Origin of the sequence: Aureibaculum marinum, assembly GCF_003813905.1 — a bacterium.
Classification (GTDB): Bacteria; Bacteroidota; Bacteroidia; order Flavobacteriales; family Flavobacteriaceae; genus Aureibaculum; species Aureibaculum marinum.
On record NZ_RPFJ01000005.1, the window covers coordinates 78111 to 99345 of the forward strand.

22 protein-coding genes are annotated in these 21235 nt (G+C 29.0%); 10 read left to right on the top strand and 12 right to left on the bottom strand.

The window, feature by feature from the left end:
* Nucleotides 1–89: 89 nt before the first annotated feature.
* On the bottom strand, nt 90–674 hold the full coding sequence (locus tag EGM88_RS04230) for a hypothetical protein (protein WP_123896733.1): 585 nt from the start codon (nt 672–674) through the stop codon (nt 90–92).
* Nucleotides 675–863: 189 nt separating this feature from the next.
* Here EGM88_RS04230 and EGM88_RS04235 point away from each other — a divergent pair, with 189 nt between their 5' ends.
* Nucleotides 864–1757: an AraC family transcriptional regulator gene (locus EGM88_RS04235; protein ID WP_123896734.1), complete on the top strand. Its 894-nt coding sequence runs from the start codon at nt 864–866 to the stop codon at nt 1755–1757.
* Between the two features lie 93 nt (nt 1758–1850).
* On the opposite strand, the gene sppA is transcribed toward EGM88_RS04235, so the two are convergent.
* Nucleotides 1851–3623: a signal peptide peptidase SppA gene (gene sppA, locus EGM88_RS04240; RefSeq protein ID WP_123896735.1), complete on the bottom strand. Its 1773-nt coding sequence runs from the start codon at nt 3621–3623 to the stop codon at nt 1851–1853.
* Between the two features lie 348 nt (nt 3624–3971).
* Between sppA and folK the strand changes: the two genes are divergently transcribed.
* Entirely contained in the window at nt 3972–5105 is a 1134-nt protein-coding gene (folK, locus tag EGM88_RS04245; protein WP_123896736.1) for a 2-amino-4-hydroxy-6-hydroxymethyldihydropteridine diphosphokinase, read from the top strand.
* A 57-nt stretch (nt 5106–5162) separates the two neighbouring features.
* On the opposite strand, the gene gldC is transcribed toward folK, so the two are convergent.
* Nucleotides 5163–5501: a gliding motility protein GldC gene (gene gldC / locus EGM88_RS04250; RefSeq protein ID WP_123896737.1), complete on the bottom strand. Its 339-nt coding sequence runs from the start codon at nt 5499–5501 to the stop codon at nt 5163–5165.
* A 76-nt stretch (nt 5502–5577) separates the two neighbouring features.
* Entirely contained in the window at nt 5578–6537 is a 960-nt protein-coding gene (gldB, locus tag EGM88_RS04255; protein ID WP_203229424.1) for a gliding motility lipoprotein GldB, read from the bottom strand.
* Between the two features lie 113 nt (nt 6538–6650).
* On the opposite strand from gldB, the gene nadE reads away from it, so the two are divergent.
* A complete protein-coding gene (gene nadE, locus EGM88_RS04260; RefSeq protein ID WP_123896738.1) occupies nt 6651–7442 on the top strand; it encodes an NAD(+) synthase in 792 nt (263 codons plus the stop codon).
* On the opposite strand, the gene dnaG is transcribed toward nadE, so the two are convergent.
* The 3 genes from dnaG to clpP form a co-directional block, all read right to left on the bottom strand.
* Nucleotides 7439–9418: a DNA primase gene (gene dnaG / locus EGM88_RS04265; protein WP_123896739.1), complete on the bottom strand. Its 1980-nt coding sequence runs from the start codon at nt 9416–9418 to the stop codon at nt 7439–7441. The two genes, nadE and dnaG, sit on opposite strands and share 4 nt — an antisense overlap.
* 299 nt (nt 9419–9717) lie before the next feature.
* Complete coding sequence (gene clpX / locus EGM88_RS04270) at nt 9718–10956, bottom strand: ATP-dependent Clp protease ATP-binding subunit ClpX (protein ID WP_123896740.1); 1239 nt, start codon at nt 10954–10956, stop codon at nt 9718–9720.
* A gap of 53 nt (nt 10957–11009) precedes the next feature.
* Nucleotides 11010–11684, bottom strand: coding sequence for an ATP-dependent Clp endopeptidase proteolytic subunit ClpP (clpP, locus tag EGM88_RS04275; protein ID WP_123896741.1), 675 nt, complete (start codon nt 11682–11684; stop codon nt 11010–11012).
* Nucleotides 11685–11987: 303 nt separating this feature from the next.
* Between clpP and EGM88_RS04280 the strand changes: the two genes are divergently transcribed.
* Complete coding sequence (locus tag EGM88_RS04280) at nt 11988–12317, top strand: hypothetical protein (RefSeq protein WP_123896742.1); 330 nt, start codon at nt 11988–11990, stop codon at nt 12315–12317.
* A gap of 110 nt (nt 12318–12427) precedes the next feature.
* On the opposite strand, the gene tig is transcribed toward EGM88_RS04280, so the two are convergent.
* From tig to EGM88_RS04300, 4 genes are all read right to left on the bottom strand, one after another.
* On the bottom strand, nt 12428–13750 hold the full coding sequence (tig, locus tag EGM88_RS04285; protein ID WP_123896743.1) for a trigger factor: 1323 nt from the start codon (nt 13748–13750) through the stop codon (nt 12428–12430).
* 83 nt (nt 13751–13833) lie between these two features.
* Entirely contained in the window at nt 13834–14193 is a 360-nt protein-coding gene (locus EGM88_RS04290) for a phage holin family protein (protein WP_123896744.1), read from the bottom strand.
* 108 nt (nt 14194–14301) lie between these two features.
* Complete coding sequence (locus tag EGM88_RS04295) at nt 14302–15069, bottom strand: alpha/beta fold hydrolase (RefSeq protein ID WP_123896745.1); 768 nt, start codon at nt 15067–15069, stop codon at nt 14302–14304.
* Nucleotides 15069–15782, bottom strand: coding sequence for a pyridoxine 5'-phosphate synthase (locus EGM88_RS04300; RefSeq protein ID WP_123896746.1), 714 nt, complete (start codon nt 15780–15782; stop codon nt 15069–15071). Before EGM88_RS04300 ends, EGM88_RS04295 begins: the two co-directional genes overlap by 1 nt.
* A gap of 182 nt (nt 15783–15964) precedes the next feature.
* Here EGM88_RS04300 and EGM88_RS04305 point away from each other — a divergent pair, with 182 nt between their 5' ends.
* The 4 genes from EGM88_RS04305 (at nt 15965) to EGM88_RS04320 (ending at nt 19286) form a co-directional block, all read left to right on the top strand.
* Complete coding sequence (locus EGM88_RS04305; protein WP_123896747.1) at nt 15965–16624, top strand: CBS domain-containing protein; 660 nt, start codon at nt 15965–15967, stop codon at nt 16622–16624.
* 213 nt (nt 16625–16837) lie between these two features.
* On the top strand, nt 16838–18022 hold the full coding sequence (locus EGM88_RS04310; RefSeq protein ID WP_394336873.1) for a pyridoxal phosphate-dependent aminotransferase: 1185 nt from the start codon (nt 16838–16840) through the stop codon (nt 18020–18022).
* Nucleotides 18022–18483: an acyl-CoA thioesterase gene (locus tag EGM88_RS04315; RefSeq protein ID WP_123896748.1), complete on the top strand. Its 462-nt coding sequence runs from the start codon at nt 18022–18024 to the stop codon at nt 18481–18483. The genes EGM88_RS04310 and EGM88_RS04315 overlap by 1 nt, the downstream gene beginning before the upstream one ends.
* A 5-nt stretch (nt 18484–18488) precedes the next feature.
* On the top strand, nt 18489–19286 hold the full coding sequence (locus EGM88_RS04320) for a DNA/RNA non-specific endonuclease (RefSeq protein ID WP_123896749.1): 798 nt from the start codon (nt 18489–18491) through the stop codon (nt 19284–19286).
* A 9-nt stretch (nt 19287–19295) separates the two neighbouring features.
* Here EGM88_RS04320 and EGM88_RS15735 read toward each other — a convergent pair whose 3' ends face one another.
* Nucleotides 19296–19439, bottom strand: a complete 144-nt coding sequence (locus EGM88_RS15735; RefSeq protein WP_162497541.1) for a hypothetical protein — start codon at nt 19437–19439, stop codon at nt 19296–19298.
* A 171-nt stretch (nt 19440–19610) separates the two neighbouring features.
* Here EGM88_RS15735 and EGM88_RS04325 point away from each other — a divergent pair, with 171 nt between their 5' ends.
* Complete coding sequence (locus EGM88_RS04325) at nt 19611–20513, top strand: AraC family transcriptional regulator (RefSeq protein WP_123896750.1); 903 nt, start codon at nt 19611–19613, stop codon at nt 20511–20513.
* A gap of 95 nt (nt 20514–20608) precedes the next feature.
* The gene (locus EGM88_RS04330) at nt 20609–21058 is read left to right on the top strand and encodes a MoaF-related domain-containing protein (RefSeq protein WP_123896751.1); all 450 of its coding nucleotides are present in this window, start codon (nt 20609–20611) and stop codon (nt 21056–21058) included.
* Nucleotides 21059–21235 lie beyond the last annotated feature (177 nt).

Consider the following 21235-nt stretch of genomic DNA (forward strand, 5'->3'; position numbering starts at 1 on the left):
AAAAAAGTGAGCCTACTGGCTCACTTTTAAACTCAAACTTTAACTAACTAATCAAATATTTATGAACTAACTAAATCCATAAATGTCTTTTAAATTTTAATTTCTTTTACAAAAGTTCTATTGCCATTAGAAAATTCTATTCTATAATTACCTTTTACACTTGAAGAAAAATCATATGATTTACTTAAAATTTCTGTATTTTCAAATTTATTAGAGTGTACCAATTGACCATTCTCATAGTAAATATTTACAGCTAATGGTTCTTTGTTTAATAATGACTGTTGAACTTTCACAAATCCATTTTCTACAATTACTACTGGTTTAAAAATAACAGATTCTAATTCTTTATTGAAATCAACTTTTTTTAGATTCACTTTAAATGGAATTATTTTAATTTCAAATTCTTTTTCCATTTCAAAAAGATAATCTCCATCGGGTAAAGCTGATAAATCAAAATTTTTGGAATATTTTCCGTAACTCTTAATTGTTTCTTTGTAAAGCACAAAACCATTTATATCTTTTATAGATAAAATATTTCCTTCATTTACGTTTTTAAAAGTAACTTGAGTTACGCCACCTTTATCATTATTAGAATAAGTAAAGTCGTTTGCATAACTGAAAATAGTAGAAAACAAAGCTATTATTAATATATTATTTTTAATTATCTTTTTCATATTTTAATTTTTTAAATAAATTATGGGACAAATATAGAGGCATTCACAATCATAAAACACATAAATTTTAATCAATTTATGTGCTTAATTATCATCAAAAATGCGTTAACAAACTGTTAAGGTTAAAATAGAACACTTTACTGTTAACTATCTATAGTTTTGTATTATTAAATCTTGTAATTTTGTGTTATGGAAAAGTTAACAGTAAATAAAAAACCTACTCTTGAAAAAATTAGCCCTGGCTTTGGTAGTTCCATATTAGTAAGACAACACACAAAAAAAATAAAAAATAAAAATTCTGCATTTTGGCATTTCCATCCAGAAATTGAATTAGTTTACGTAGATAAAGGAAAAGGAAAAAGACATATTGGAAATCATTTATCATATTTTAATAACAGTCAATTAATTCTAATTGGTTCTAATTTACCTCATAATGGTTTTGCTGATCGCCTAACCACTAGAGGTACAGAAACTATTATACAGTTTAAACCTGATTTTTTAGGGGATACTTTTTTTAAGATTCCCGAAATGAGTGCAATTACCAATTTATTAGAAAAAGCTAAAAAAGGATTATTATACAAACCTGAAACAAAAAAAACAGTAGGTCCAAAAATTCAAAGCTTAATAGATTTGAAAGGATTTCATAGAATTTCTATGTTATTAGAAATTTTAAATGATTTGGCCGTTGCTGAAGATTATACCTTATTAAATGTAGATGGTTTTGCCTTTGAAACTGAAGCACAAGATAGTGCAAAAATTGATATTATTTTTAAGCATATTAACACAAATTTTCAAAGACCTATACCTTTAGATGAAATAGCAGAAAAAGTCAGCATGACTGTACCTGCATTTTGTAGATATTTTAAAAAAGCAACTGGAAAAACATTTACTAAATTGGTAAATGAATACAGAGTAGTTCATGCAACTAAATTGTTATCAGAAAGCCAATCAAGTATAACTGACATCTGTTTTGAGTGTGGTTTTAACAACTTTTCTCACTTTAATAAACTATTTAATGAGATAACAGGAAAAAGTGCATCAAAGTATAGAAGTGAGATAAAGCATTTTTTACAACAAGATTAATTCAGTTTTTCTAACAAACATCGTGATATTAAACAAAAAAAAGACCGCAAGCTACCTGTTGCGGTCTTTTTTATAGTAAAATAAACCTATAAATTACTTTATGTTCAACTCAAAAGGCATTCTTGCTTGCACCCCTTTTAATTTTGTAAAATCTTTAATATTTTTATAAATTTTGTAATTCTCAAGTCCCAATTCATCTTTTAATATCTTTTCTTTATTCAATTCTATAATTGAAATTGGATTAAAAGCATCTCTAAAATCGGTTTTATATCGAGGATAATTAGTAATACTATAATCAGACAACTCCGCTAATTCTGCTGCTCTAGTTACTGCATCATTTAAACTACCTAATTTATCAACTAAACCATTTTCTATAGCTTCAGCTCCTGTCCAAACTCTCCCTTGTGCTATACTATCTACTTGTGCTTCTGTCATTTTTCTACCCTTAGCAACTCTACTGACAAAAGTTTTATAAATGTCTTCTACACCTTCTTTTGTTACATTATAGAATTCTTCAGAAATGGGCTCAAAAGGACTATAGGCAAATGAATTTTTATTTGTTCCCACTTGTTCCGCATTTATACCTATTTTTTCAGTCAATTCACTAAAATTCGGAATCATACCAAAAACACCAATAGAACCAGTAATAGTAGTAGGCTCAGCTATAATTTCATCCGCATTACATGCAATATAATATCCTCCTGAAGCGGCATAATTACCCATAGAAACCACTAATGGTTTTTCCTTTTTTGTCAATTCCAATTCTCTCCATATTAAATCTGAAGCCAAAGCACTTCCTCCTGGAGAGTTCACTCTTAAAACAATAGCTTTAATTTTATCATCTTTTCGTGTTTTGCTTAAAGCCTTAATAATGCTCTCTTGCCCTATCACATCTACTGTACCTTTACCATATATAATTTCTCCTTGAGCATAAATAACAGCTATTTTATCAGTAGAAGATGACTTTACTTTTCCTTTTCCTGTAGAAATATAATCCGCAATACTAACACTATTTAGTTCTTTATCTTTCTCAACACCAGCCAATACCTTTAATTTGTCTTCATATTCATCATTAAACAATTGATCATCTATCATATTATTTTCAATTGCCAACTTAGGTGTTCTTGCTAATAAATCATCAGCTATAGCATTTACTTCATCAATTGATTTATTTCTACTATCTGCTATATCACCCACCATTTCATACCATATAGAATTTAAAAAAGATGATATTTGCTCTCTGTTGGCTATACTCATTTTATCTTCTAGAAACGGCTCTACTGCACTTTTATATTTTCCATGACGTATAACCTCCATTTTTACGCCAGATTTTTCTTGCAAATCTTTATAATACAATATTTCTGTTGAAAGTCCCCTGAAATCAATTTGACCAACAGGATTTACAAAAATGGAATCTGCAACAGAGCTTAAGTAATAAGTATCTTGTAAATAAAAATCAGAATAAGCCATTATAAATTTACCCGATTCTTTAAAATCAATCAATTTATTTCTAATAGCTTGCATTTGAGCCTTTCCACCATTTACAAATAGGGTTTTAATACTTATACCTTTAATTCTATCGTCTGTTTTTGCATTTTCTATAGCATTTAAAATTTCTTGCAATCCAAGTTGTTCTTCTTGAATACCAAAAATTTCTGCTAACGGATCATCACTTTTTGGAGCATAATCTTTAATAACATTCTCTAAATTTAATTCTAATATCGTGTTGTCTTTAATTGTAACCTTTTTATCATCTCCAAAAGATGAAGCTGCAGCTGACATAAAGAGTATAAAAATTAAAAACATAATACCTGTAGCAATAAAAACACCTAATATGGCAGCTAATAACTCTCTTAAAAATTTCATATATTATTTTATTATTTATTATTTTACAAATGTCTCTAACAAAAGATATTTTATCATTTATATTTATGATAATTTTTTAACATGTTTGCTTAATTCCTATAAATTAATTGAGGATTGTTATCCTGTTTTTATTCCAAATAAGTCTGATTTACATTTAAAATGTTACAAAGAAATCCTATTAACATTTAAAATGTTTATAAATAGAGCCACAAAGATAATCTTTTATCTAATGATTTTATTTTTCTTTGTACCACTTTATATGTACTCATATATATGGTTTTTTATCAATCTCATGCTGTTCGCTATTTATCAACCATTTACATTTAAAATAATTTTTATGTCCGTTTTATGAAAACTCAAAAAACTACATATTTATCTTTAGGTAGCAATCTTGGTGACCGATTGAAAAATCTTCAAATGGCAATTGATTTAATTGAACAGATTGGGTGTAGAATTAGTAACGTTTCTTCTGTTTATCAAACAGCTTCATGGGGATTTGAAAGTGACGACTTTTTAAATATTTGTATTGAAGTTTCTAGCAACTTAAAGCCAGAATCATTATTAAAAAGTGTTTTAAAAATAGAAACTGACTTAGGGAGAGAACGAGGAAATTTATCAGAATATAAAGCCAGAATCATTGATATTGATGTATTACTTTTTGACCATGAAATTATTTTAAATACTAATTTAACCATTCCCCATCCTCATATGTTGGAACGTAAATTTGTTCTAGCACCTTTAGCAGAAATTGCCCCAGATGTTAAACATCCCATAACAAAAAACACTATTAAAAAATGTTTAGAAAATTGCACAGACACTTCTGAAATATTAAAGACTGATTTGACTTTAAAAAAACCTATTTCTATAATTGAAAAATATAATTACATAGCTATTGAAGGTAATATAGGAGCAGGCAAAACAACATTATCAAAAATGTTAGGTGTAGATTATAATGCCAAATTAGTACTAGAACGATTTGCTGACAATCCTTTTTTACCTAAATATTACAACGATATGGAACGGTACGCTTTTCCTTTAGAAATGAGTTTTTTAGCTGACCGCTACCAACAACTATCTGATGATTTAGCTCAGTTTGATTTATTTAAAAACTTTATAATTTCTGATTATTATATTTTTAAGTCATTAATTTTTGCACAAGTATCCTTATCTAAAGATGAATACAAATTATACAGACGTATTTTTGATGTGATGTATAAAGAAATTACAAAACCTGACTTGTATATTTATCTATATCAAAATACTGAAAGTTTACTTGATAATATCAAAAATAGAGGAAGACATTACGAACAAAATATAAAACCTGATTATTTGGAACAAATTCATCAAGGTTATGTCAATTTTATAAAAACAGAACAAGATTTAAACACTTTAATTATAGATGTTTCTGAAATGAATTTCGAGAAAAATATTACAGATTATCAAAAAGTTATTGCTGAAATTAATAAATATAACCCAGTATAAATTATACCTCCTTAAAAAAAATAACTCGTAATAATTCAATTGTAAATAATTACAAGATTATTTCTCAAGTAATTCAAGCTTTTCGGCAAAATAATCACAAAAATCACGCATTGTAGCTGTCATTTTCTCATCATTAGTAGCTCTATAAAAAGTATCAGAAAGAGACAATAAGGTTTGATGGAAAAAATGTTGCATCTCGTTAAGAGGCATATCTTTTGTCCATAAATCCATTTTTAAAGTTTCCTTCTTTTTATCATCCCAAACAGAAATTAAAACAGCTTTGGTAGATTCATTTTCTATACCTCCATCTTTGGCATCCCAAGATAATTTTTCAGGTATTTTATTTTCATCTAATCCTACGGTAAATTTTATTTCAGAAGTATGTTTTGTTGACATATAATAATGGCTTAATAAAAATTAGTTTGTGTATATAATACTAAAGTTAAAGCAAAGATTTAGCTTCACCGAAATACTATTTACTTGGTTTATATTTTGATTTTTTAAATATTTCTTCGTTCTCAGCTTTTAACATTTCTTGCAACGAAGTATTGGTATTTTTCATATAAGCTCTTACAATTTGCCAACCAAACCAAACACCAATTCTTCCAGGAGTTTCATTATCATTAGCTTGGTAAAATTTAGAAAAAGGTGCATTGTCTAAAAACCTTCTTGACAACTCTTGCTCTGTACTAAATAACAACTTATTTGTTATAAAATACTTCCAAACCTCTTCATCATTATATTCTGCCCAATCAATTTGCTCTTGAGTATATCCCATTTTTACAGCATCATTAACTTTAGGCAAATAGGCATCTAACAGATACATTTTTTTACCTTGTTGTACCATTCTAGATACAAAAGTTCTGTCTGTAGAAAATAATAATTGTACGTCCGTAATCGCTTTAGCTACGTCAACTATTAAATGATTCTTTGTGAAATTTTGCTTAATATAATTTGGAAAACTTTCATAAATTTTACTATCACTACCCAAAAACACATCTAAAGAAACTAGTAACAAACTATCTGCATAAACTGTTTTTGCTTCATAATCTACATTTGAAATTAATGTAATTACTTTTGGCGAAGTAAATTCGGGATAATAATATTTAATATGTTTAAACAAATTTTTTAACTGTTTTTCTTGATCAGAAAAATCACTAAAAACATTTTGAGTTTCAGTATATAATTCTCGTTCGTCTTTGTCTTCAATTTTTTGCAACCAAATACTATCAGGCGTCTGTTCTGGAAACAAATAGGGATATTTCACTTTTAATTCGGGTAATTTTTCTGCATTAGCCGTATAGAAAAGCTGATCAAAACGATGAATATCCAAATCTACTGAGATGTCTGAAACATCAACATCTAACTTATCTTTTTTTGTACAGTTGACAAAAGTTAATAGTAAAATTAAAAAAGAAACGTATTTAAACATCTATTAAAATTTAGTATTTTCGCTGAAACGGAAATATGAATTTATGATTTGCACTTAGAATAAACAAATTCTAACCTTATCGCTAACGTGCAAAGCTACTAAATTGTTTTACAATGCAAACAGAAAAAGTAACAAAACATATTGTAAATTGGTTAATTGAATATGCCACAAAAGCTGGCGTAAACGGATTTGTTATTGGCATTTCTGGAGGTATAGACTCTGCAGTTACTTCTACCTTATGTGCCGAAACTGGGTTAAAAGTACTTTGTTTGGAAATGCCCATACACCAAGAAGAAAACCAAGTTTCAAGAGCACAAGAACATATTGCCCAACTTAAAGAACGTTATACGAATATTAGTTCAAAGAATATTAATTTAACTACTGTTTTTGATGCCTTTGATAATTTATTACCCGATGAGGCTTCAAGTGACAAAGTAGCTCTATCAATGGCAAACACCAGAGCAAGATTAAGAATGAGTACATTATATTATTTTGCAGGAATACATAGCCTTTTAGTATGCGGTACCGGTAATAAAATAGAAGATTTTGGTGTTGGTTTTTTTACTAAATATGGTGATGGTGGTGTAGATTTAAGTCCAATAGCCGATTTGATGAAATCAGAAGTTTATAAAGTTGGAGAATATTTAAAAGTGCCTGAATCTATTTTAAAAGCAAAACCAACTGATGGTTTGTTTGGCGATTCGAGAACCGATGAAGATCAAATTGGTGCAAGTTATGACGAATTAGAATGGGCCATGAAAATGATTGCTCAAGGTAAAACTGTTGATGAATTTGATGGGCGAGCTAAAAAAGTGATTGAAATATACTTACAACGTCATAAAGCAAACAAACACAAAATGGTAGAAATTCCGGTTTGTAAGATACCAGAAGAGTTAATAAATTAAACTACCCTATTTAATTTTTCGTAAAGTAACTTCTTTAGTTGAGTGTAGTTTACAATCATTTCCAACATGCTATTACGCTCTTCTTCTGAGGTCTCTTCTTCTACAAGCTCCTTAATTTTTAATTCAATTAAAATTCTGCGTAGATTTAGAATAGCATCCATAACTAACTTGGAAAGATTTTTATCTTTTGTACGAACATAAATTTCTTTTCGTCCCCAATCGCTTAAACTATATTTTTCATCATCCATTAAAATATCAGTGACTACTTTACCTAGTTCAGTATCTTCATGATTGATAAAAAATTCTGGGTTTATCTTTTCTTCCTGATTTAATTGATGAATGATATCAAAATATATTTTTTGAAAAATTTCATTACTGAATTCAATTTCATCTTCTTGTAAATGTAAATAAATCTCATTTGCTATGGTGTTCTGATAATTTTCTTTTACCAATTTAGTTCTTCCTTCACTATCCTCAACCTCTACATAATCTTCAAAATCAATTTCTTTATTTCCGTACAGCAAGAGTATTTCTATCAGTTTTCTTTCTAATTTATTTAACTGATCTGTTTTTTTAAAAGCAGTTTTTTCTGACTTTTCTACCGTAAATGCTTGTTGTTGCTCTTCTTTAGGACGTTTAGACGCCTCTCGTTCTTCCTTTTTAGATAATTGTGCTAATTCACTAAATAATACACGCTCAGAAATATCCATGATTTTAGCACATTCTTGCACATAAACTTCACGTTGAATTTGATTAGGAATTTTTGAAATTGTAGCCACAATATCACGGATTAATCCTGCTTTTTTAACAGGATCATCCTTTACTTCATCCATCAGTAAAGAGACTTTGAATCGAATAAAATCTTGAGCATTTACTTCTAAATATTCTTCTATTTGATCTAAAGAATTTTTTCTAGCAAAGGTATCTGGGTCGTCTCCTTCAGGAAAAGTAACCACTTTTACATTCATACCTTGCTCTAAAATTAAATCAATACCACGAATAGAAGCTCTAATACCCGCAGCATCTCCATCAAAAAGCACCGTAATATTTGGCGTTAAACGGCTTACTAATCTAATTTGATCAGAAGTTAATGCGGTACCTGAAGAAGCCACAACATTATGAATTCCTTTTTGATAAAAAGAAATAACATCAGTATATCCTTCAACCAGATAACAATTGTTTTTTTTAGCTATACTTTGCTTTGCATTAAAAATCCCATAAAGTACTTTGCTTTTATGGTAAATTTCACTTTCTGGTGAGTTAAGGTATTTTGCTGCTTTTTTATCTGTAGTTAATATTCTTCCTCCGAACCCCAACACACGCCCTGACATACTATGAATTGGAAAAAGAACACGTCCTTTAAATCGATCAAAAGTTTTTGTTTGATTTGGGTCTGATTGATTTCTTTTTACTATTGTAAGTCCCGTTTTTTCTAAAAACTCGAGTTTATATCCTTTTTTTAAAGCTGTATCCGTAAAGGCAGACCACTCATCTAAAGCATACCCCAATTCAAACTTTTTAATAGTCTCATCAGTAAAGCCACGCTCTTTAAAATAACTTAACCCGATGGCTTTCCCTTTTTGAGTATTTAATAAGATGTCTTGAAAATAATTTCGGGCATACTCAGAGACCAAATACATACTCTCTCGCTCACTAGCCTGAACTTTTTGCTCATCAGACTGCTCCGTTTCTTCAATTTCTATATTGTATTTTTTAGCTAAGTATCGGATTGCTTCAGGGTACGAATAATGCTCGTGCTCCATTAAAAAAGAAATGGCATTACCCCCTTTACCTGAACTAAAATCTTTCCAAATTTGCTTTACAGGAGACACCATAAAAGATGGCGACTTTTCATTAACAAAAGGACTTAACCCCTTATAATTACTCCCTGCTTTTTTTAGTTGTACAAAATCACCAATAACCTCTTCAACACGAGCAATTTCAAAAACTTTGTCTATGGTATTTCTGGTTATCATAATTTATAACCCAACTGGTTTGTTTTAATTTTTAAAGTTTGATCTTTAATTTAACTCGAATTCAAATTGCTAAGAATTCAATCTTTGACCCATATAGAAAAATACAATCTACTACCTTTTAACCTTCTTAACATTTAGTCTCCATTATTTTTGATAAGTTTTTCTAAATTTAAGGAAGAATACAAACTCTAAATATTTACAATAATAACTAAAATGCTATACGTTTAAAGGTTATAAACGTATAACATTTATTATTTTAAATAGGTCTATTAAATAGAGTACTCTGTAACTAATTAACCTTAGGAAACTGCCTTTAATTTACTCAATGTAGATTTTTCCATTTTTTCTTCTGCATATTTTTTGGTAACCCTTAATTTCTTTTCTTCACTACCAGGCAATTCAAACATGGCATCGGTTAAAATGGCTTCACATAAAGAACGTAATCCTCGAGCACCAAGCTTATATTCCACGGCCTTATTTACAATAAAATCTAGAGCTTTATCGTCTATAGAAAACTCGATATCATCCATAGCAAACAATTTTTTATATTGTTTAATTATGGCATTTTTAGGTTCTGTTAATATAGCACGTAAAGTCTCTGCATCAAGAGGGTTCATGTACGTTAATACAGGTAAACGTCCAATTATTTCAGGGATAAGACCAAAATCTTTTAAATCAGTTGGCACAATATACTGCAATAGATTTTTTTCATCTACACGTTCTTCATTTTTTGAAGCACTATAACCAACGGCTTGCATGTTTAATCGTTTGCTAATAATTCTATCTACACCATCAAATGCTCCTCCTGCAACAAACAAAATATTTCTCGTGTTTACTTCAACAAATTTTTGATCAGGATGTTTTCTTCCTCCTTTAGGAGGTACATTAACTACAGTACCTTCAAGCAATTTTAATAATGCTTGTTGTACTCCTTCACCAGAAACATCTCTGGTAATTGAAGGGTTATCACTTTTCCTTGCTATTTTATCAATTTCATCGATAAAAACGATTCCTCTTTCTGCTTTTTGAACGTTATAATCTGCTGATTGTAATAAGCGTGTTAAAATAGTTTCAACATCTTCACCAACATAACCTGCTTCAGTTAACACAGTAGCATCTACAATAGCAAATGGTACATTTAACATTTTGGCAATAGTTCTTGCCATTAATGTTTTTCCTGTACCTGTTTCACCCACCAACATTATATTGCTTTTTTCAATTTCAATCTCTTCCTCGCTTTTTGAAGGTTGCAATAATCGCTTATAGTGATTGTAAACAGCTACCGATAAAACTCTTTTAGCCTGTTCTTGTCCAATAATATATTGATCTAAAAAGCTCTTAATTTCTTGTGGTTTTTTTAAAATTAGCTCACCAGACAATCCACTAGTTTCTACTTCTGCCAATTCTTTTACTACGAGTCCATGTGCTTGTTCAATACATCTGTCACAAATATGTCCTTCCAATCCTGCTATAAGCATATTGGTTTCGGATTTTTTACGTTTACAAAACGAACATTCCAATTCTTTCTTCTCTGCCATAATTAAGCCTTCTTAAAATCTTTTACTAAAACTGGTTTTATTACTTTTTATTATTAATTTCTTGATAAAACCTCATCTATCATTCCATATTCTTTTGCTTCTTCAGCTTTCATCCAATAATCTCTATCAGAATCGTCATGTACCTTTTTTATATCTTGGCCAGAATGTTTAGCTATAATTTGATACAATTCATCTTTTAATTTTAGAATTTCTCTAGCAGTAATTTCAATATCTGACGCTTGTCCTTGGGCTCCTCCTAAAGGTTGATGAATCATGATTCTTGAATGTGGTAATGCAGAGCGTTTTCCTTTTGCTCCAGCACACATTAAAACCGCAGCCATTGAAGCAGCAATACCTGTACAAATTGTTGCTACATCAGGTTTTATAAATTGCATAGTATCATAAATACCTAAGCCAGCATATACTCCTCCACCTGGACTATTTACATAAATAGAAATATCTTTAGATGCATCAGTACTTTCTAAAAACAATAATTGTGCTTGTATAACATTAGCTACATAATCATCAATCCCTGTTCCTAAAAAAATTATTCTATCCATCATTAAACGTGAAAAAACATCAAAAATAGCGATGTTCATTTTACGCTCTTCAATAATATTTGGGGTAAGATTCATAGGGTACATTGCACTAATCATTTTATCATAGTACAAACTGTTTATCCCTTGATCTTTTATAGCGAATTTTTTAAACTCTTCTCCGTAATTCATATGTTTTATTTTAATAAATATGTTATTAATTAAGACGGTAAATATACTAACTAATTACGAAAGTAAGAACTTGATGTTGTGCTACTCATAATTTTTTACAACAAATGTTTTTCCAATTAAAAAATTAGCTAACTTTATTATACTTAAATTAAACAGTTATGGAAAAATAATTTCCTACATCCACTTTTGTGTTTTTACCTTAACATCAACGGTAATAGCAAAACAGTCTTTTATATGACTGCTTCCACAGCATATTTTCTGAATATTTTAGTAAAAAAATTTAACTTAAAACTTATTAAGAATATGAAAACATTTGTAATATTAGTTTTTATACTAATGTCTTTTGCAAACATTAATGCTCAAGACCAACATAAATTTACCGGAACTTTTTCTGGTATTACCGATAATTATTACTTTAATTTTAAGGATACTGACGGGAAAATAATTGAATTTAATGAAATGTCCGATGATGTTACCATAGATTTATTTGATGAAAATGTTATTGGTAAAAAGTTCGAAATTAAATGGAAAGTTATCACAATAGAACTAACAGACGAAAGTGGTGAACCCACAGGAGAAACCACTACAGGTAAACAAATTGTTACTATAAAAGAAATTCTATCTAAAAAATAATAGCAATTTTATTGATTTTACTTTTCAAGAATCAGCACTGGTTAAATTAAGTAGCAAAAAAAATCCCAAAATTAAGATTTCGGGATTTTTCTTATAGATTAAAGTTAAGTTTATTTATAAACCTCTTTTACAAATTCATCAAAAGAAACTTCTTTAATTTTTAACTTTACGTTTTCTTTATAGAATGTTAATAATTTTTGACTCATTAATTGCTCAGACAAACGTTTCGCTTCTTCTTGATTACTAAGAATTCTTCCTGCAATTTCTTCCAATTCTTTTTCTTCTGGATTTACATTTCCATATTGAGCCATTTGGCTTTTAATAAAACCTTTTGCAAATTCTTTTAACTCATCAAAGGTTACTTGCAAATTATTGTCTTTACTAATTTTACTTTCAATCAATTGATAACGCAATCCTTTTTCAGAACGCTCATACTCATCTTTTGCTTCTTGTTCTGAAAGTTGTTTTTCACCAGCTACAGCAATCCATTTTTGTAAAAATTCTGCAGGCAAATCAAATTTAGTATTTTCAATCAATGCTTCTGTTACAGCATTTAATAATTGCTGGTCTGATTGTTGTTCAAATTGCTTTTCAGCATCTTCTTTTAAACGATTTTTGAACTCTTCTTCACTTTTTACAATACCTTCACCAAATAATTTATCAAATAATTCTTGATTCAACTCAGCTGGCTCAGTTTCAGAAATTTCATTTACAGTAAATTGCACTTCAACATCTAAATCATGTGCAACGTCATGCTCAACACCTAAATGATTTTGCAATAAATGATCATCAACAAAAAGGCCTTTAGTTTTTAAGGTAATTACATCCCCAACTTTAGCTCCTTTAAAAAGTTTTGCATTGGTTTTACCTTTTACCTTATCTAATTTAAATGTAGTTTTTTTCTCAATTTCTTTCTCTTCATTAACAAAAGTTCCTGTAATGTTAGAATTTTCAGAAATTTCTGTTTGCGAAATCATTTTACCATAACGCTCTTGAATATTTTTTACTTGATCGTCCAACATTTTTTTGTCGGCAACAATTTTATAGCTATTTATGGCTTTTTTAGGTTGTAAGTTTACCTCAAAATCAGGAACTAAACCTAATTCAAACTCAAAAGAAAACTTATCGGCATCCCAAGAAAAATCTTCTTGCGTTTTAGGTAAAGGATTACCTAAAATATCCAATTTTTCTTCAATCAAAAACTTATTCAATGATTCTTGTAATAATTTATTTACCTCATCAATAAGAACAGGTTTTTCGTATTGTCTCTTTACCAAACTCATAGGTACATGCCCCTTTCTAAAACCTGGTATGTTTGCATTTTTACGATAATCGCGTAAAATTTCAGCTACTTTATTTTGATAATCTTCTTCTGTAATATCAATTTTCACTACAGCATTTAAATCATCAATATTTTCTTTAGTAATATTCATCTTATTTTTGTTTACTTTAAATTTGGGAAATGTAATATCTCCTTAGCGGGTGCAAAATTAGTAAATTTCTACTATATAACAAGTTATGAAACACGCTTTTGTTCATCTTCTTTTAACAAGGAAAATAAAATGGATTGAAAAAATGATAGCAACAAACTAAATAGCAGTGCATACCAAAATCCTGAAACTGCAAATCCATCTACTAGCTTACCTGCTAACAAAATAATAATTGCATTAATTACAAATAAAAACAACCCAAGTGTTACAATAGTTAATGGTAGTGTAAATAAAATTATTAAAGGTTTTATAAAAACACGTAATATACCTAAAACAATAGCAACTAATATTGCTGTTGTATAAGACGCCACTTCAATTCCTGGTAAAATTTTTGCTAAAATAACCACAGCAATTGCAGTTAACAGTACTTTTAAAATTAGTTTCATATATTTTCATTTTAATTCTCTTGATTACATTAAAAGAGAAGAAATTTAAATTATTACATTTTGCATAATAATATGCATCTGATTTTATTCAACTAACATGCCAAAATATTATTTCGCTATAAAGTCGACAACATAGTTATAAAAATCAGTCGGATTCTCTGCATGCAACCAATGACCTGCATTTTTGACAGTTTTTATTATCGCTTTTGGAAAATGCGATTTAACTAATGTAGCATCTCCATCAGAAATATATCCTGAATTTTCTCCTTTTAAAAATAATGTTTCTCCTTCAAATACAGATAACGAAGGTAATGGAGTTCCAATTTCATCCATATTTTCAATTAACCCTTCCAAATTAAACCGAAATGCAAGCTCTTCTTTTGTTTTCCAGTATACGTTTTTTAGTAAAAATTGCCGCACTCCCCATTCTGGAATATATTTTTTTAACACTTCTTCTACTTCTCCTCTTGTCTTTTGTTCTGAAAAATCTATAGCTAACAATCCTTCCAAAATTGTATCGTGATGTCGTGGATAAAACTTCGGTCCAATATCAGCCACTATTAATTTATTCATTCTTTCAGGATAGGTTACAGCAAACAACATTGCTACCTTACCTCCCATTGAGTGACCAATTAAATTGACTTTTTTCAGATTATGATACTCAATATAACGTAATAAATCTTCAGCCATAAGCTCATAATTAAAATCAGAGGAATGAAAACTTCTTCCATGATTACGTTGATCTACTAAATGAACTTGATAATGTTCTGAAAATTTATTTGATAGCGATTTCCAATTATCTCCCATACCTAAGAATCCATGTAGTATAATAAGCGGATCTCCACTACCCTTTACATTTGAATTTAAAATTTCCATTATTGCAATTTATGTAAATACATTTTTACTACATTCTCCAAACCTAAATACAATGCTTCCGAAATTAACGCATGACCTATAGAAACCTCTAATAAATTAGGGATTTTATCAGCAAAATATTCTACATTATCAAGACTTAAATCATGCCCAGCATTTATCCCCAACCCTAATTCATTTGCCAATTTTGCAGCATCAACATAAGGAATAATTGCATCTTTATTGCCTTTTGCATATTCTGTAGCGTAAGCTTCTGTATAAAGTTCAATTCTATCTGTACCAGTTTTAGCTGAAGCTTCAATTAACTTTAAATCAGGATCCATAAAAATTGAAGTTCTAATTTTATTTCTTTTAAACTCTGCTACAACTTCAGTTAAAAATTCCTGATTTTTAATAGTATCCCAACCTGCATTTGAAGTAATAGCATCAATAGCATCAGGCACTAATGTAACTTGAGTAGGTTTTACAGCCAATACTAAGTCAATAAATTGTTGAATAGGATTTCCTTCAATATTATATTCTGTTACAACTAAAGGTACTAAATCATATGCATCTTTATATCTAATATGTCTTTCGTCTGGTCTTGGATGTATTGTAATTCCTTGTGCTCCAAACTCCTGAACATCAACTGCAACTTTTAACAAATCAGGCGTATTACCACCTCTTGAATTACGTAAAGTTGCAATTTTATTAATATTTACACTTAACTTTGTCATTATAGTTTTTTTAATTTTCTGATTCTCATTAACTTTTGTACCGTTTACATTCAGAGGTTTAGTTGATAAGAAGTTACAACATACTTTTACATAGTTAATAAGCTCAGTTTGTTATTTATTAAAATTTACAAAAACAAAATTAGTGTATTTGTTGTATAATTTTAGTTATTTTGCAATATAATATGAATACATCAAATTACATATCTAAAGATATAAAACCTTTACTACTTACAGACAAAATAAGTAATGCTAAAAAATTATTTAACTCACTTACTTGCACGCACTTGCCAATAATTAAAGAAGGTAATTTTATTGGTTTAATTGCTGAAAATGATATTCAAACTATTATTGAAGATAATCAATCTATTTCTGAATACTACTACCTAATCCAATCTTTTTTTGCTTTAGAGAACGCCAACTGGTTTGAACTCTTAAAAATATTTGCAATAAATGAGACTACCATTATTCCTGTTGTAACTAACAAACAAAAGTATTTAGGATATTATGAATTGGCTGATATTTTAAATATTTTTAACAACACACCATTTTTAAATCAAAGTGGTGCGGTTGTGGTTATTTCTAAGGATGTTAATGATTATTCTTTTAGTGAAATTTCTCAAATAGTAGAATCTAATAATGCAAAAGTACTTGGAGCTTTTATTTCAAAAATAGATAAAGAATTTGTTGAAGTGACTCTAAAAATAAGTGATCATGACTTAAATAACACCATTCAATCTTTTAGAAGATACAATTATAGCATTTTAAATAACTTCCATTTTGACGAGTATCTTAATACGTTGAAAGAGCGGTCAGATTATTTGCAAAAGTATTTAAATATGTAAAACAAGCATTTAAACAAAGTCTAATCACCAAACACTTCTAACCTCTATTCCGTGTTACACATTATAAATTACACGTTGTAGTTACATAAAATATTATACTTTTTAATCTGTTTCGTTTAAATTATAACTTTTAATGAATTAATAAACATTTACTACTATTTCTACATTTTAATTTTTAATTTTGCTACCTAATTTATAATTTGATTAATAATTATGCAACAACTGTCAAATAGAATTAACAATCTGCCTGTTTCTCAAACATTAGCTATGGCAGCAAAAGCTCGTGAGCTAAAAACACAAGGTAAAGACATTATTAGTTTAAGTTTAGGTGAACCTGATTTTAATACTCCCGATTTCATCAAAGAAGCTGCTAAACAAGCAATTGATGATAATTACAACTCATATTCACCAGTTGATGGTTATTTAGATTTACGGGAAGCTATTTGCAGAAAATTTAAACGAGATAACAATCTTACTTATAGCCCAAATCAAATAGTAGTTTCTACTGGAGCGAAACAGTCTATTGCAAACGTTGCTATGGTATTATTAAATCCAGGGGACGAGGTATTATTGCCTGCACCTTATTGGGTAAGTTATTCAGCTATTGCTACGTTAGCAGAAGCCACTTACAAAGAAATTCCTTCAGGTATTGAAACAGATTTTAAAATTACTCCTGAACAGCTGGAAGCAGCAATAACACCAAAAACAAAATTAATTTTCTTTAATTCTCCAAACAATCCTAGTGGTACAGTTTATACTGAAAGTGAATATAGAGCATTTGCAGAGGTATTAGAAAAATATCCAAATATTTACATTTTATCTGATGAAATTTACGAGCATATTAATTACGGCCAACCTAATTTCAGTTTTGCAAGTATTGAGAGTATGTACGACAGAACCATTACTGTAAATGGCGTTGCCAAAGCTTTTGCCATGACTGGTTGGAGAATTGGTTATATGGGTGCTCCTGATTGGATTGCCAAAGCGTGTACCAAAATGCAGGGACAAATTACTTCTGGTGCCAATTGTATTGCTCAACGGGCAACAATTGCTGCATTAAACGCTCCTGTTTCTAAAATTCAATTTATGGTCGATGAGTTTCATAAAAGACGTGATTTGGTATTAGATTTATTATCAGAAATTGAAGGAATATCTATAAATACACCAAAAGGAGCTTTTTATGTTTTTCCAGACGTATCGTCATATTTTGGAAAAACTATTGATGGTGTTACTATTAATAACGCTGGAGATTTTTCAATGTTTCTTTTAGAAAAAGCAAATGTAGCCACTGTAACAGGTGAAGCTTTTGGAGCTCCAAATTGCATTAGACTTTCATATGCAGCATCAACTGAAGAGTTAAAAGAAGCATTTAAGCGAATTAAAAACGTATTAAATTAATGGAAATTAATAAAACATTTAAATACTCTTTTAAAACAAGATGGTCTGATTTTGATCCGAATAGACACCTTCGACATACAGCTTATAATGACTATGCCGCAGAAAGTAGAGTTCGTTATTTAAACGAACATGGATTTGATATGGCTAGATTTTCAAAGGAAAATATTGGTCCGATTTTATTCAAAGAAGAAACCACTTTTTACAGAGAAATAACTATGGGTGAAGACATTACTATAGAATTATTTCTAGAAGGTTTATCAGAAAACGGAGAACGTTTTAAATTTCTGCATAAAATTTATAAAGAAAACGGTGTTTTAAGTGCCGAAATTATTGTTTTAGGAGCTTGGCTAGATTTAATTAAGAGAAAACTTACCCAACCACCTGCCGATTTAGTAACTACGTTTAAAACCTTGACAAAATCAGAAAATTTTGAAGAAATTGTTTTAGGGGTTAAAAATTAAAAGTTTTGCATTTAAAAAACAAACCTTTTGTCTACCTTTTACTATTACTTTTAATAAGTGCAGTCATTTATTTATTTCTTCCCAATAAGGATAGAAATAATGATAATGTTACCACTGTTATTAATTCTGATTTTAATTACTTACCTACATCAACCACAAATACCATAATTAAACATCAGTATTACAGCTTGTCTTACCACGAAGATTATGAACAAGCCGAATGGGTGGCTTATGAATTGAAAAAAGAAGATTTAAGTAATTCTAATAGAAAACGTCCTTATTTTATTCAAGATAAAAAGGTAAAAACTCAGTCGGCAGACTATAGAAATTATAAAAATTCAGGATATACAAAAGGACATTTATGCCCTGCAGCAGACAGAAAATTTTCTAAAAATGCTTATGACGAAACTTTTTTAACTTCAAATATATCTCCTCAAAAAGGTGATTTTAATAGTGGCATTTGGAATAGATTAGAACGAAAAACTCGATATTGGGCTAATAAAGACGAACAACTTTTTGTGGTTACGGGTGGTATTTTAAAAAACAACCTCAAAACTATTGGCCAAGAAAAAGTTGCTGTACCTGAACAATTTTACAAAATTTTACTTGACTATTCTGAACCAGAAATAAAAGCCATTGCTTTTTTAGTTCCACATGAAGAGTCAAAAGCACCACTATACAAATTTGTAGTTTCAATTGACAGCTTAGAAACTATAACAGGTATAGATTTCTTTCCTACTTTGCCAGATACTATTGAAGAAAAATTAGAATCTAATTCCAGTTATAAAGATTGGAGTTTTTAGAAGAAATTATTAAATTTCTGTACTCGATTTTAATATGGTTAGCAATCTGGTCATCTCTTCATTCTGATTTGTAAAAAGCAATAAAGCTAATAACGGTAAAGCAATCAAATAATTAATAAATCTTATACTTATTTTAACAATTCTTTTTTTCATAATTAGGTCTGTTTAGCAACTACTAGAAATAGTAACGTAAACTATCAAAAAAAAATTGTTTAACATAACAAAGAAAGCTTCTTATGAAAGACCTTTATTGATTAATTTAAAACTTATTAATAAAATTTACTTACTGTAAAAACAGCAAATCTGTTAGAATAATTCTGTATATTGTGCTTATATAATTCTAAATTAAATACAGTCAAAAAGAACAATCACATACCTAACATAACCTTTGAAAGCGATAATGATGAAAAGGAATTTGAAATTCTCAATTTATCTACTTTATTTGCTAAAATAGAGGCTGGCTTAGATCATAATCCCAATTTACCACATAGGATTGACTTTTTTATACTTTTGATTGTTACAGATGGTGTTGGCACTCATAAAGTTGATCTTATAGATTATTCTTTAAAAAAAGGTACAGTTTTAAAAATTGCAAAAGGACAAGTACATTCGTTTGAGCAAAATCCTAAATACAAAGGTTATCTAGTATTATTTACAGAAAAATTTGTACTGAATTATTTTTCAAAGTCATCCATTAAATTTATCTCACATCTTTACAATTATCACATATCCGATACAGCTGTAAATGGCATCCAATATAATGATGACTTCATTACCCAACTTTACATTGAATTAGAAACCAAAAACAGTTATGCACAAAAAAATATTATAGCAGCAATGCTTGAATTGTACTTACTTAGATTAGAACGACTTTCACAAACCAACAATCTTCTACTACAAAATAAATTATATTCATTATTTACCAAATTTAAAAATCTTGTTGAAGAAAAGTACATCGCAACTAGAAATGTAAAAGATTATTCTAAAATGTTATCAATATCTCCAAAACTCCTAAATATAGTAGTTAAAGAATTCACCTTTAATACGGCCAAGCATTTTATTGATAATTTTGTGATTCTTGAAATAAAAAGAGCTGTAGTAAGTACAGATAATAGCTTAAAGGAAATAGGATATGCTGTTGGGTTTGATGACATAACAAATTTTACAAAGTTCTTCAAAAAACACACTGGCATTACCCCTAAACAATTTAAAAAGACTATAAAATAATCTCTGGATTACTTTTACCATTCTTTCCCTAACATTAACCTACTTTTTTTCTTCTCATTATTTCAACTTTGCTCCCAACTTTAAAACAGAAAAAAATGAAAATAAAATTGGTTACATTAATTATTCTTGCTTTATTAAATGTTGGATATAGTTTCTCACAAAGTAAAACAACTGAAAAAAATCAATATCAATTCGGAGAACCTGAACATTTCTTAGATGGTTATACTTTAAATTTTCAGTACCAAAATGGCACTGCAATACACATGGAGTTTAAACATGGAAAAGCAAAATATGAATGGATTGCTGGTCCAACTAAGGGAAATGGAAATACTAATATCCCTTATCGTTCTCGTAAAATTGGAGACAATCTTTATTTAATAAATTGGCATGAAACGGGTATAAAAGACTATTTAACTATAGTTTTTGATTTTGAAAAAATGATTGTTCATAGCTCTATAATTATTGGTTATGAAAACAAACCAGAAAGACAATTAAAAACAGTATTCAGAAGTGGAATTATTGATCATTTGAAAAGACCAGAATAGTTTTAATCAAAAATAAAACCTCTAAAAAAAGGTAAACAAGACAATTTTATTGAGGTTAGATTATACTTTTCCCTTTTTTCATACTACAACCAATAATAATGTCAAAATCTACAATAATCAGTTATTTTTTAATAGTCGATTAAAATAACAAGGATCAATTAAACTTAACTAAGAGTT